Source organism: Aeromonas sp. Y318-1, from assembly GCF_027706125.1.
Lineage (GTDB): Bacteria > Pseudomonadota > Gammaproteobacteria > Enterobacterales > Aeromonadaceae > Aeromonas > Aeromonas hydrophila.
The window spans coordinates 86,992-99,985 of the sequence record NZ_JAPDCM010000006.1; the positions used below are offsets into that span (position 1 = coordinate 86,992).

Below are 12,994 nucleotides of genomic sequence, written 5' to 3' on the forward strand. Positions count from 1 at the left end.
CCATAGTCCTTTCTGTTTTGTAGTCTGCGTCCATGCACGTCTTTGCCCGCCGGCTACTCGCCGCGCGGGCCGTTTTCGATGTCGGTGATCACCCCATTGCGCACGGTGACGAAGCGCATGAACTCGTTCTTGCCGAAGTTGTAGGTCCAGCGCTCCCCATACTTCACCTGCATCAGGTTGCCGAACTGATTCTCCTCGTTGCGGGTCAGCTCCTCGCGCAGCATGGGTTCGCCGCACTTGAGCAGCATCTCGGCGGTGCTGTCCCCTTCGGTGATCAGCGCATTCTTGCAGCGCATGGCGCCGGCACTGGCCGGCAGACAGAGCAGCAGGGCCAGCAGGGCCCCGCCAACCAGCGGTAGTGACTTCATCGGTGACTCCATTTGAACAGGGCACTGCCCAGGGTGATGCAGCAGAGCGTAAACAACAGGACCCAGCCCAGTGGCGCCGCCACCTCGGCCCAGCCTGCTCCTTCCAGCATGACGGCGCGGGCCGCCGCGATGATCTGGCTGAGCGGCAGCCAGGCCGCCAGCTGCTGCAGCCAGGCGGGGGCCCCTTCCAGCGAGAACCAGACGCCGGAGAGAAACATCATCGGCATGCTGATGACGTTGAGCAGCCCGCTCGCCAGCTCCTCGTTCTGGATGCGGGCCGCCACCAGCAGACCGAGGGACGCCATGGACGCCCCGCCCAGCAGGGCGATCAACAGCAGCAGCCAGCCCGAGCCCAGCAGCGGCACTCCAAGCAGGCCGTAGGCCACCAAAAATACCAGCAGGCTCACCACCAGGGTGATCAGGATGCGCGACAGCAGCTGGGCGCAGAGAAACTCGGCGGCCGAGAGCGGGGTGGCCCGCAGCCGCTTGAGCACCCCGTTCTTGCGGTAGCGGACGATGACGAAGCCCACCCCGAACAGGCCGGAGAACATCAGGTTCATGCCGATCACCCCGGGCAGCAGCCAGTCACCGTAGCGAATGGCGCGCCCGCTCAGGGTCTCCCGCACCAGCTGCGCCGGCACGGCTTGGCGCAGCAGATACTCGGCCATGGCTCCCTGGGGGGCGTCCGGGTTGATCCAGTAACGACCCGTGCCGGGCGAGAGCAGCAGATCCAGCTGATGGTGGCGCACCTTGAGCCGGCCCTTCTCCTCCTCGTCATAGGGGATGATCTTGAGCAGCGGCACGACACGCAGCGGGGCATAGGCCGCGGGCAGCTCCCCCACCACCCCCATCTGCACCAGCGGCTTGGGCGGGCCGGAGAAGATGAGGGTGAACCCCAGCACCAGCAACAGCGGAAAGGCCAGGTTCCAGACAAGCGCCGCCCGATCCCGCACAAACTCCAGGTTGCGGGCATAGAAGAGCGCCCCGATGCGCTTGAGAGATCCCGTCATCTGGTGCTCCTTGGGCTGGCAAGCTGGGACGGCATGCTGGCAGGCGCCGCTGCGAGGTGCCACGGGGCCGCGTTCATGCGCCGCTCCGCAGGCTGTGGCCGGTCAGATGGAGGAAGAGATCCTCCAGATTGGGGGAGCGCACCTGCATGCCGGTCAGCGGCACGCCAAGCGCAAGCAGCGCAGGCAGCAGCGCGGCCACGTCGGGGCAGCTCAGCTCCACCTGCTCGCCCAGCGGGCGCAGGGGATAGCCGAGACTGGCGAGGGCCGGGTGAGCCGCAAGGCGCACCAGCACGCCGTCAAAATGCTGGGCCAGCAGGGCGACCGGGGTATCCAGGCTCAGCAGATGGCCGTGATCGACGATGGCAATCTGATCGCACAGCTGCTGGGCCTCGTCCATGTAGTGGGTGGTGAGCACCACCGTCTTGCCCTGCGCCTTGATCGCCTCGATGCGCTGCCAGAAGTGGTGGCGGGCCTGGGGATCGAGCCCCGTGGTGGGCTCGTCCAGAAACAGCAGCTCGGGGTCACCGAGCAGCGCCAGCGCCAACAGCAGCCGTTGCCGCTGACCACCAGAGAGCTTGCGACTGTCCCGATCGATGAATTCCCCCAAGGCGCACAGTTCGATGAGCTGGGCCTGGGGCAAGGGGGCCGGGTAGAGGCTGGCAAACAGTCGCAGGGTATCGCGCACCGTCAGGAAATCCTGCAGCGCCGTGTGTTGGAACTGGATGCCGATGCGGGAGCGGTAGTCGGGGCCGCGGGGGGCACCGTGGAACAGGATCTGGCCGCTGTCCGGGGTGAGGATCCCCTCCAGCAGTTCGATGGTGGTGGTCTTGCCCGCCCCGTTCGGGCCGAGCAGGCCGAAACAGCTGCCGGCGGGAATGGCAAAGCTGAGCCCATCCACCGCCTTGACGCCGGGGAAGTGCTTGACGAGATCGACGACTTCAATGATGGCAGCCATGGGCGCTCTCCCTGCAGGAGCCATGACTATATCCAAAAGCGCAGACGCTGCCCATGCCCCGCCGCGCGCGGCGCAAAAAAACAGACGGCGACCCTAGGGTCGCCGTCCGTATCAATCAAGCCAGCCGGATCACAGGATGTCCAGCAGCTCCACTTCGAATACCAGGGCGGAGTATGGCGGGATGGAACCGGCACCGCGTGCGCCGTAGGCCAGATCCTGCGGAATGTAGAGCTTCCACTTGGAGCCAACCGGCATCAGTTGCAGCGCTTCTACCCAGCCGGCGATCACGCCGGTCACCGGGAATTCGGCCGGCTGGCCGCGGGCGACGGAGCTGTCGAACACGCCACCGTGGGTGAAGGTACCGTGGTAGTGCACGCGGACGGACTGACCGGCTACTGGTACGGCACCGTTGCCTTCCACCAGCACTTCGTACTGCAGACCGGACTCGGTGGTCTTCACTTCGGCGCGCTTGGCGTTGTCGGCCAGGAAGGCTTCGCCTTCGGCGGCGGCAGCCTTGGCGACGGCTTCCTGCTCTTCCTGCATGCGGGCGGTGATGACCTGGAAGGCATCGTTGATATCGTCACGGCTGACCGCGAACTCCAGACCATTCAGGGCATCTGCCAGACCTTGCTGCAGGGCCGGGATATCCAGACCGGCGAAGGCTTGCTGCGCCAGTTGATCACCCATGTTGCGGCCGATGCCATAGCTGGCCTTCTGTTCGATAGAGTCGTATTGGGACATTGAGAAGTTGCTCCGGGTCCTGAGGGTAAAAGAGACGGGATAATATCAGACTTTTGCGCCGGGTGCTGCCGGCCTGGCGCCTGATTTCCCCCACCGTGGGAGAGAGTTCACACTAGCTGGCAGAGGGGCGTCGACATGCGGCGCCCTTCTGTTTCGTAGGCTTATCTCCTTCGCCGAGCCGGTATCAGGCCTTGTCCAGCAAAGCCCGCACCGCCGCCACCTTGGCGCCGTCGGTGATATTGACCCGGCCATCGTCCGAGGTGCCCATGTTGACGCCATGAAGAGACACCATGTCGCCGCACGGCCCGTATCAGGCCCTATCCAGCAGAGCCCGCACCGCCGCGACTTTGGCGCCGTCGGTGATATTGACCCGGCCGTCGTCCGAGGTACCCATGTTGACGCCATGGGGCACCATGCCGCCGCGCCAGCCCATGCCGGACATGTGCACCTCGTTCACCCCGGTGAACTCCACTATGGTGCGCACGTTGTCGGCATTGACCCCGGCGCCCGGCATCAGGCTGGCACGCCCCGCCAGCGCCTGCTGCATCGCCTGCAGGGTCTCGAGGCCCGCCAGCGCGGTCGGCGCGTGGCCCGAGCTCAGAATGCGCTCGCAGCCGGCGGCGACTATGGTCTCCAGATCCAACCGCCAGTCGGAGGAGAGGTCGATGGCGCGGTGGAAGGTAACGCCAAGAGGCCCTGCCGCCTCCACCAGCTGGGTGAGCTTGGCGGCAGGCACCCGTCCCTGCTCGTCCAGCAGACCGACCACCACCCCTTGCAGGCCGGCGGCACGGGCCGCCGCGATATCCTGCAGCATCATCTCGAACTCCCCGTCGCCAAAGCAGAAGTCACCAGCCCGGGGCCGGATCATGGCGTAGACGGGCACGGTGGCATGGCGCGCCGCCAGCTGCATGAAGCCATAGGAGGGAGTCAGGCCACCCAGCCCCAGCGCAGAGCAGAGCTCGATGCGATCGGCGCCAGCCTCCTGGGCGGTAAACAGGGATTCCAGATTGTCGATACAGATTTCAAGAGAGGTCATGATGGACTCCTTTATTGGGGAGATCAGACCCCGGATCTGATCTCATAAATTGAGCAAGGCGGCCCCGCGCACCCCGCCGGCGCCGCCGAAGCGGGCCTCGCGGATCTCGGGCAGGGCGACCCCGGGCAGCAGATGGCCAGGCAGGCGCAGCGGCAGCTGTTCGTAGAGCGCGGGCAGACCGCTCAGGCCGCCCCCCAGCACCACCACGTCGGGGTCGACCACCGAGATGGCGGTGGCAAGCCCGGCGGCCATGATTTCGAGCCAGCAGTCGACCGTGGCCACCGCATGGGGCTCATGCGCCTCGAAGCGCCCCACTATCTGGTGGCCGCTGGCACGCTGACCGTGGAAGTGATGGTAGAGCCGCTCCAGCCCGGTGCCGGAGGCATAGGTTTCAAAACAGACCAGACGGCCGCAGCCGCAACGGGGACGAGGCAGGTCGGGGTACTTCATCAGCATGGTGGCCGGCAGCGGGTAGTGGCCTATCTCCCCCGCCAGCCAGTTGCGGCCCTGGATCAGTTTGCCCGCCAGATAGACGGCGCCACCGATGCCGGTGCCGATGGTGACGCCGAGGGCGCTGTCGGCTCCCGCCGCCGCCCCCTGATGTACCTCGGACCAGAGGAAGCAGTTGGCATCGTTGTCCACCTTGACCGGACGCTCCAGCAGCTCGGCCAGATCGGCGCCCAGGTGGCGGCCATTGATGGAGGGCAGATTGGCCGCCACTATGCTGTGGTCGTGCCGGTTGAGAATGCCGGGGAAGCCGATGCCCACCGCACCACGGGCGCCGAAACGGGCATCCGCCTGTTCGACCCGCGCGCGGATGAGCTGCTGCAGCCCTTCATAATCATTGCCGGGAGTGCTCATGCGCTCCTCGTGACAGAGATTCAAGGCGCCGTCATACACAGCGAACGCTATCTTGGTGCCACCAATATCAAAGCCGTAATACATGCCACACTCCCTTGTCGATGAGTCGCCTCACCTCAGCCTGTCCAGAGGGGGACATTGTATTAATTCGCAAAAAAAATAAAGTGGCCGGAGGCGAAAAACGGGAGAGAGATCAAAGCAAACGAAACATTTGTCGCTGCAGGCAGGGCTGGCCGAGGCTCATCAGGGTGCGCTCCTGACCGTCGAACATGAAGCCGCGGCGCAAGTAGAACCCCTCGCCGATGTGGTTGCCATCGAGCAGCCACAATCTGACGCCTTCACAGCCGGCGCGCCGCATCTGCATCGCCACCGCCTGCCACAGCCGCTTGCCGTGGCCCTGACGCCAGTGGTCGGGATGCAGGTAAAAGGCGCGGATCCAGGCGGTGGGGTACTCCCCCGTCGTCTCCGGCTGCCAGTAGAGCAGGCCGATGACCACCTCGTCCTGGCACAGCAGCATGGGCCTTGGGCCCGTCTCCGCCAGCCGGCGCTGCCAGATCTGCAGATGCTCGGTGACCGCCAGCTGGGCCAGCATGTCGGCACCGAGCACGCCGCCGTATGCGGCGAGCCAGCTGGCCCGCTGCATCACCGTCATGGCGGCGGCGTCATCGGGCCGCGCCATGCGCAGGCTTATGCCTTGCATTGGGGTACCAGCCCGGAGGCGCGGGCCTGCTCGTAGAGCGGCACGGCTTCAGCCTGCTGGGCCTGCAGCTCGGCGATCCGGTTCTCGTTGCTGGGGTGGGTGGAGAGCAGCTGGGGCGGCGCATTGCCGCCCGCGGCCGCGCTCATGTTCTGCCACAGGGGAATGGCTTCGGCCGGATTGAAACCGGCGCGGGCCATCAGATCCAGACCCAGCCGGTCCGCCTCGCTCTCCTGCTCGCGGCCATAGGGCAGCATGACGCCGACCTCCACCCCGAGCCCCAGCGCCGCCATGGTGGCACCGCGGTATTCGCTACTGCCCATGGCGATATCGGCCGCTGCCAGCCCAAGGCCGGTCAGCTGGCTGCGGGAGAGCCGCTCGTTGGAGTGCTGGGCCAGCACGTGGGTCAGCTCGTGGCCGATGACGGTGGCGAGCTGATCCTGGTTCTTGGCCACCTTGAGCAGGCCGCTGTAGACCCCGATCTTGCCGCCGGGCAGGGCGAAGGCGTTGACCTGCTTGGAGTCAAACACCACCACTTCCCAGCTGGTGATGCCGTACTGGCTCGGCACCTGGGCGGTCACCGCCTTGGCCACGCAGGAGACATAGGCGTTCATCTTCGCATCCGTGCTCACCTTCTCCTGCCTCTTCATCTCTTCGAAGGAGTCGGCCCCCAGCTTGCTCATCTGCTGGGGCGAGAACAGCAGCATCTGGCTGCGGCCGGTGGGAGACTGGGCACAGCTGGCGAGCAGGGTGGAACAGAGTGCCGCCAAGCCAAGCTTGAACAGGGGAGATGTCATGGAGGTGTCCTTCACCATAAAGATGCCCTATTTTCGGAAATGCGGGCGTCCGGTGCAAGTCGACAAATCACCCGGTCTGGCGAAAGCGGTCACATACCGCAATCGGATGGCGGCCAAAAAACAAAACGGGCCCCGCAGGGCCCGTCTGGCAAAGGAAACCGGCTTACATGATGCCCAGTTTCTTCAGGTCGGCTTCGACCACCTTGGCCGGTACCGGGACGTAGCCATCTTTGGCAACGATGTTCTGGCCCGCCTTGGAGAGCACCATCTTCAGGAACTCTTGCTCCATCGGAGAGAGCGGCTTGTTCGGGTGCTTGTTCACGTAAACGTACAGGAAGCGCGACAGCGGATACTTGCCGGTGATGGCGTTGTCGGCGCTGGCCTCGATGAAGGTCTTGCCATCCTTGGAGAGCGGTACGGCGCGCACGCCGGAGGTGACGTAACCGATGCCGGAGTAGCCGATGCCGTTCAGGGAGGAGGAGACGGACTGCACCACAGAGGCAGAACCCGGTTGCTCGTTCACGCCGCTCTTGAAGTCACCGTTGCACAGGGCGTGTTCCTTGAAGTAACCGTAGGTACCGGACACCGAGTTGCGACCGAACAGTTGCAGATCCTTGGAAGACCAGTTGCCGTCCAGACCCAGATCAGCCCACTTGGTGGCGGCCTTGGCTTCGCCGCACTTGAGGGTGCTGGAGAAGATGGCATCCAGTTGCGGCATGGTCAGCCCCTTGATGGGGTTGTCCTTGTTGACGAACACCGCCAGGGCATCGACCGCGACGCGGATGGCTGTCGGCTTGTAACCGTAGCGCTTCTCGAAGGCCTCTTCCTCGCCAGATTTCATGGCGCGGCTCATGGGGCCGAACTGGGCAACACCTTCGGTCAGTGCGGTCGGCGCTGTGGAAGAACCGGCGGCCTGGATCTGCACGTTGACGTTGGGGTACATGCGCTTAAATTCTTCGGCCCACAGGGTCATCATGTTGGCCAGGGTGTCCGAGCCGACAGAGGACAGGTTGCCCGAGATGCCGCTGGTCGGAGTGTAATCCGGCAGGTTTTTATCCACACCGGCAGCCAGGGTGCTGACGGAAAACAGGGTAGCTGCGGTGAATCCGATTACACCAGCCAGTTTGTTGAGTTTCATCCAATCTCTCCAAGGTTGCAGAACGCAGTCCATCAAAACACGGGTTAACTTGGCTCACCGCCGGCCACGCCGGACGATGCGCTGAGTGTCATTTCCTGCCCTCTTCCCCCAGTCCTGCGGTGGCAGAAGGCAAGCGTCAATCTGAGGCCGAAAGTGGTCACATCCCGAGCACTGCGATCGGCTGGTCGCGTTTTGTACTCTCCCTACGCCAAACCGGCGACAGGTCCGTTCTCAAGACGGCGCCAGTATCTGACCTGGCAGTGACAAATTTATGGATTTAATGTGACACTTTAATGACATGACGGGCTTGTTTAACAAATGAAAAAAGGGCCGCCATCGCCGCCCTCTTTTGATGCCAACCCCTTGCCGGAAAAGACTATTTCACCACCACCATGCGGCCGGGGATGAGAAAGCTGAAGCGGCTGCCGAGGCCAACCCGGCTCTCGATATCGAGCTGGCAGTCGTGGTGACTCAAGGCATGCTTGACGATGGCAAGCCCGAGCCCCGAGCCGCCGGTGTGACGGGAGCGGGCCTTGTCGACCCGATAGAAGCGCTCGGTGAGCCGCGCCAGGTGCTCGGGCGGGATTCCCTCCCCCTCATCCTGCACCGCAAACAGCGCCATCGCCCCCTGCTTGCGCCACTCCACCGTGATCTTGCGCCCCGCCGGGGTGTAGTGGATGGCGTTGTAGACCAGGTTGGAGACGGCGCTGCGCAGCTGATCCTGATCGCCACGCACCAACAGATTGGGCTGCACCATGAACTCGATCTGGTGGGCCCGCTCGCCGGAGAGCGCCCGCGCCTCCTGCTCCAGCAGCCCCAGCATGGCGGGCATGTCCACCAGGTGGGAGAGATCCACGGTCGGCGCCGCCTCGATGCGCGACAGGGTGAGCAGCTGATTGACCAGATTGTCCATGCGGATGGTCTGCTCCATCATCACCTTGTGCGCCTTGGCCCACATGGCGGGTGGCGGCGGCTCCTCGGTCATCTCCAGATAGCCCTTGAGCACGGTGAGCGGCGTGCGCAGCTCGTGGGAGACGTTGGAGACGAAGTGCTTGCGGGTCTTCTCCAGGCTGCGCAGCCGGGTCACGTCCCGCACCACCAGCATGGCCTGATCCTCGGCGTAGGGCATGATGCGAAACTCGAGAAACTTCTCCTCGTTGATGGGCGAGGTCATCTCGAACGGTTCGTCATACTGCCCCTTGCCGAGGTAGGCGCCGAAGGCGGGATTGCGAATGAGGTTGCCGATATGCTGACCGGCGTCTTCCGGCCAGCGAAAACCGAGCAGCTGCTCGGCCAGCCGGTTGCACCAGAGGATGCTGCCGTCGGTGCGAAACACCACGGCCGCGTCGGGCAGTGCCTCCGCCCCTTCCCGAAAGCGGCGGATGAGGCCCGCCAGCTCGCGGCGGCGGGCCCGGTGGCGCTGCTGCAACTTGTAGATGCCGTTGAAGATGTACTCCCAGCTGCCGCTGCCGTTGGGGGGCACCAGGCTGCGATCGTGCCACAGCCAGTCCGACAGCCGCTTCTGGAAGCGATAGTGCCAGCCCAGGTGCAGCACGGTGGCCGCCAGCAGGCAGAGGGCGAGGGTATTCGTCAACCAGCCGACCAAGGCGAAGGGCGCATAGAAGAACGCCATTCGCCACAACTGGCGCCGCCAGGCATAAGGTTGCAACATAACTTCCTCTACAGACGGGTTGAGAAGCGATAGCCTGCGCCGCGCACCGTCTGGATCAAGCGATCGTGCCCCGTCTCTTCAATGGCCTTGCGCAGGCGACGGATGTGCACATCCACGGTTCTGTCCTCGACGTACACATTGGTACCCCAGACATTGTTGAGCAACTGCTCGCGGCTGTAGACCCGCTCCGGGTGGGTCATGAAGAAGTGCAGCAGCTTGAATTCGGTCGGCCCCATGTCGAGCGCCTTCTCCTCGGCGCTGACCCGGTGGGAGACGGGGTCCAGCTTGAGCCCCTGCACCTCGATCACCTCGTCCACCGAGGTGGGAGAGACGCGGCGCATCACCGCATGCAGACGGGCGGTGAGCTCCTTGGGCGAGAACGGCTTGGTGATGTAGTCATCGGCCCCCGCCTCCAGCCCGCGCACCTTGTCCTCTTCCTCGCCGCGGGCGGTCAGCATCACCACCGGGATCTGGCGGGTCACCTCATCCTGCTTGAGCTGCTTGATGAACTGGATGCCGCTGCCGCCCGGCATCATCCAGTCCAGCACGATGAGTTCGGGGTAGGGTTCGCGCACCTTCGCCAATCCGTCGGCAAAATCTTCAGCTTCTACTGTTTCATATCCCTTCTGCTCGAGCACGAAGCAGAGCATTTCGCGGATCGGTGCTTCGTCCTCGACCACCAGAATTCGCTTAGCCATATCCCTTCTCTCTCCTCTGTGAAGATGGGTGCGCCAATTATTAGAACTTTCTGTGACACTTTTATGACTTTATGACAGGCGGGATGATAAACGTTTTCAGATTCAGTTGGCAGCAGCGAGTTGCAGCAGATCCCAGCGGTTGCCACTGATGTCCTCGAACACCACTACTGTGCCGTAAGCCTCGATACGCGGCTGTTCACAAAAGTGGACACCGTACGCCTGCATGCGCTGGTAATCGCCCCAGAAGTCGTCGGTCTCGAGGAACAGGAACACCCGCCCGCCCCCCTGCTGGCCGATGGCGGCCCGCTGCTCCGGAGTGGCGGCCCGCGCCAGCAACAGGGCGGAACCCGGGGCCCCCTTGGGGGCAACCCGCACCCAGCGCTTGCCCGGTTTGCCCGGCTCGTCGAGGGGCGTGTCTTCCAGCAGCTCGAACCCCAGTCCCTGGGTAAAGAAGGTGATGGCCTGGTCGTAATCGGCCACCAGCAGGGCCAGGGCGCCAATGTGTTGTGCCATGGGAAGTTCCTCAACAGATGAATGGACGGGGCGCATCATAGCGGGGGACGGCCCCGGGCTCCAGCACCGGGGCAGATGAGAGGACAAAGGGCAGAAGACGGGTGCATCCCGTCTAAAGCAACCGGGTCAGCCCTGCCCGAGCCAGTCGCGCAGCACGCTATCCCGGTCCCCGTCCAGCGCCGGCGAGGCGCGCCCGTAGCGCACCGGGGTGGCCGACAAATGCAGCGGATTGGCCAGGGTGGGCAAGGGCTGCTCGCCGCGCTGCACCTGCTGCACCCAGCCGCGCACCGCCCCCTGCTCGAGGGCGAACAGCGCATCCAGGGTGAGGATGGGACCGCCCGGCACCCCGGCCGCCTCCAGCATGGCACTCCACTCGGCGCTGCTGCGCGCCAGCAGCCGTTCGGCGATCAGGGCATTGAGCCGGTGGCGCTGGCGCACCCGGCCACTGTTGCTGGCAAAGTCCGGGTCCGTCGCCCAGCCGGGTTCCCCCAGCAGGGCCGCCAGCGCGGCAAACTGGCCGTCGTTGCCCACCGCGAGGATCAGATGACCATCCCGGGTGGGATAGACGTCGTAGGGGACGATATTGGGGTGGCCGTTGCCAAGGCGCCCGGGCGCCTGACCGGTGGCGAGATAGTTCATCGCCTGGTTGGCCAGCACCGCCACCGACACGTCGAGCAGGGCCAGATCGATCTGCTGCCCCTCCCCGGTTCGCTCGCGGTGGCGCAGGGCCGCCTGGATGCCGATGGTGGCGTAGAGGCCGGTGAGGATGTCGACGAGCGCCACCCCCACCTTGACCGGCCCGCCGCCGGGGGCCTCGTCCGGCTGGCCGGTGATGCTCATCAATCCGCCAAGCCCCTGGATCAGCAGATCGTAACCGGGTCGCTGGGCCCAGGGACCGTCCTGGCCAAAACCGGTGATGGAGCAGTAGATAAGCTCTGGGCGGCGGGCCTTGAGGCTCGGGTAATCGAGGCCGTAGCGCGCCAGTCCCCCTACCTTGAAGTTTTCGATCACCACGTCGGCACAGTCCACCAATGCCAACAGGGTGTCTCTGTCGCGCGCTAGATCCAGGGCGATGGAGCGCTTGCCCCGGTTGGCGGCATGAAAGTAGGCCGCCTCCCCCGCCACTAGCTCGGGCGGCCCCCAGTGGCGGGTGTCGTCACCGCGCCCTGGGGCCTCCACCTTGACCACGTCGGCGCCGAGATCGGCAAGCAGCTGGCTGGCCCAGGGGCCGGCCAGCACGCGGCTGAGATCCAGCACGCGCACGCCGGCTAGGGGCCCCATCACTCAAACGCCTGCAGATCGGTCTGGGCCCTTCCCAGGATCAGGGCGTGGATGTCGTGAGTCCCCTCGTAGGTGTTGACCGCCTCCAGGTTCATCACGTGGCGAATGACGTGAAACTCGTCGCTGATGCCGTTGCCGCCGTGCATGTCGCGGGCAACGCGGGCTATCTCCAGCGCCTTGCCGCAACTGTTGCGCTTGATGAGCGACACCAGCTCCACCGGGCAGCGCCCCTCGTCCATCAGGCGCCCGGCCTGCAGGCAGCCCTGCAGGCCTAGGGCAATCTCGGTCTGCATGTTGGCCAGCTTGAGCTGGAACAACTGGGTGGCAGCCAGCGGGCGGCCGAACTGCTGGCGATCCAGCCCGTACTGGCGGGCGGCATGCCAGCAGAACTCGGCGGCGCCGAGCGCCCCCCAGGCGATGCCGTAGCGCGCCTTGTTGAGGCAGCCGAACGGCCCCTTGAGGCCGCTCACCCCCGCCAGTCGGTTCGCTTCTGGCACGAAGACCCGCTCCATCACTATCTCGCCGGTGATGGAGGCGCGCAGGGAGAACTTGCCCTCAATCTTGGGGGCAGAGAGCCCGGCCATCCCCTTCTCCAGCACGAAACCGGTGATCTCGCCATCCAGCTTGGCCCACACCACGAACAGATCGGCGATGGGGGAGTTGGTGATCCACATCTTGTTGCCGGTCAGCAGGTAGCCGCCGTCAACCCGCTCGGCGCGGCTCTTCATGGAGCCAGGGTCGGAACCCGCGTCCGGCTCGGTGAGGCCGAAGCAGCCCACCAGCTCGCCCCGGGCCAACCCCGGCAACCAGCGCTGGCGCTGGGCCTCGTCGCCATAGGCGTGGATCGGGTGCATCACCAGGGACGACTGCACGCTCATGGCCGAGCGGTAGCCACTGTCGACCCGCTCCACCTCCCGGGCGATGAGGCCGTAGGCCACGTGATTGACCCCGGCGCAGCCGTACTGCTCCGGCAGGGTGGCGCCGAGCAGCCCGAGCTCTCCCAGCTCGTTCATGATGGTGCGGTCAAACTGCTCGCGGCGGTTCGCCTCCAGCACCCTGGGCATCAGCCGCGCCTGACAGTAGTCGCGGGCGGCGTCGCGGATGAGCCGCTCCTCTTCGCTGAGCTGGCCGTCGAGAAAGAAGGGGTCTTGCCAATCAAATCGGGTACGCGTCATAAAGCACTCCATGCCATGCAAAAGAATCATCAAAGGGTCTCTTGTGGACCCA

At 65.0% G+C, this 12,994-nt stretch carries 15 protein-coding genes; all 15 read right to left on the reverse strand.

What is annotated here, in order from left to right; genetic code table 11:
• Positions 1-53: 53 nt before the first annotated feature.
• Positions 54-380, reverse strand: coding sequence for a DUF2845 domain-containing protein (locus OKB87_RS10645; protein ID WP_161785110.1), 327 nt, complete (start codon positions 378-380; stop codon positions 54-56).
• On the reverse strand, positions 365-1,378 hold the full coding sequence (locus OKB87_RS10650) for an ABC transporter permease (RefSeq protein ID WP_270827390.1): 1,014 nt from the start codon (positions 1,376-1,378) through the stop codon (positions 365-367). The genes OKB87_RS10645 and OKB87_RS10650 overlap by 16 nt, the downstream gene beginning before the upstream one ends.
• Before the next feature lie 73 nt (positions 1,379-1,451).
• Complete coding sequence (locus tag OKB87_RS10655) at positions 1,452-2,333, reverse strand: ABC transporter ATP-binding protein (protein ID WP_252376707.1); 882 nt, start codon at positions 2,331-2,333, stop codon at positions 1,452-1,454.
• Between the two features lie 129 nt (positions 2,334-2,462).
• Positions 2,463-3,074, reverse strand: coding sequence for an FKBP-type peptidyl-prolyl cis-trans isomerase (locus tag OKB87_RS10660; protein WP_005298548.1), 612 nt, complete (start codon positions 3,072-3,074; stop codon positions 2,463-2,465).
• 184 nt (positions 3,075-3,258) lie between these two features.
• Complete coding sequence (locus OKB87_RS10665; protein WP_391484804.1) at positions 3,259-3,366, reverse strand: copper homeostasis protein CutC; 108 nt, start codon at positions 3,364-3,366, stop codon at positions 3,259-3,261.
• 18 nt (positions 3,367-3,384) lie between these two features.
• Positions 3,385-4,110: a copper homeostasis protein CutC gene (locus OKB87_RS10670; RefSeq protein ID WP_039216055.1), complete on the reverse strand. Its 726-nt coding sequence runs from the start codon at positions 4,108-4,110 to the stop codon at positions 3,385-3,387.
• Positions 4,111-4,152: 42 nt separating this feature from the next.
• Positions 4,153-5,055, reverse strand: coding sequence for an ROK family protein (locus OKB87_RS10675; RefSeq protein ID WP_017408554.1), 903 nt, complete (start codon positions 5,053-5,055; stop codon positions 4,153-4,155).
• 109 nt (positions 5,056-5,164) lie between these two features.
• Positions 5,165-5,671: a GNAT family N-acetyltransferase gene (locus tag OKB87_RS10680; protein WP_011705172.1), complete on the reverse strand. Its 507-nt coding sequence runs from the start codon at positions 5,669-5,671 to the stop codon at positions 5,165-5,167.
• Complete coding sequence (locus OKB87_RS10685) at positions 5,659-6,465, reverse strand: M48 family metallopeptidase (protein ID WP_270827391.1); 807 nt, start codon at positions 6,463-6,465, stop codon at positions 5,659-5,661. The genes OKB87_RS10680 and OKB87_RS10685 overlap by 13 nt, the downstream gene beginning before the upstream one ends.
• Before the next feature lie 163 nt (positions 6,466-6,628).
• A complete protein-coding gene (locus OKB87_RS10690) occupies positions 6,629-7,603 on the reverse strand; it encodes a PstS family phosphate ABC transporter substrate-binding protein (RefSeq protein ID WP_017408555.1) in 975 nt (324 codons plus the stop codon).
• 376 nt (positions 7,604-7,979) lie between these two features.
• Complete coding sequence (gene phoR, locus OKB87_RS10695) at positions 7,980-9,275, reverse strand: phosphate regulon sensor histidine kinase PhoR (RefSeq protein ID WP_011705169.1); 1,296 nt, start codon at positions 9,273-9,275, stop codon at positions 7,980-7,982.
• Between the two features lie 8 nt (positions 9,276-9,283).
• The gene (gene phoB / locus OKB87_RS10700; RefSeq protein WP_005298527.1) at positions 9,284-9,973 is read right to left on the reverse strand and encodes a phosphate regulon transcriptional regulator PhoB; all 690 of its coding nucleotides are present in this window, start codon (positions 9,971-9,973) and stop codon (positions 9,284-9,286) included.
• Between the two features lie 102 nt (positions 9,974-10,075).
• Positions 10,076-10,486 carry a VOC family protein gene (locus OKB87_RS10705; protein ID WP_042065394.1) on the reverse strand — a complete coding sequence of 137 codons (411 nt, stop codon included), beginning with the start codon at positions 10,484-10,486 and terminating at the stop codon, positions 10,076-10,078.
• Positions 10,487-10,612: 126 nt separating this feature from the next.
• Entirely contained in the window at positions 10,613-11,767 is a 1,155-nt protein-coding gene (locus OKB87_RS10710) for a CaiB/BaiF CoA transferase family protein (protein WP_270827393.1), read from the reverse strand.
• Complete coding sequence (locus tag OKB87_RS10715) at positions 11,767-12,942, reverse strand: acyl-CoA dehydrogenase (protein WP_270827394.1); 1,176 nt, start codon at positions 12,940-12,942, stop codon at positions 11,767-11,769. The genes OKB87_RS10710 and OKB87_RS10715 overlap by 1 nt, the downstream gene beginning before the upstream one ends.
• Positions 12,943-12,994: the final 52 nt, after the last annotated feature.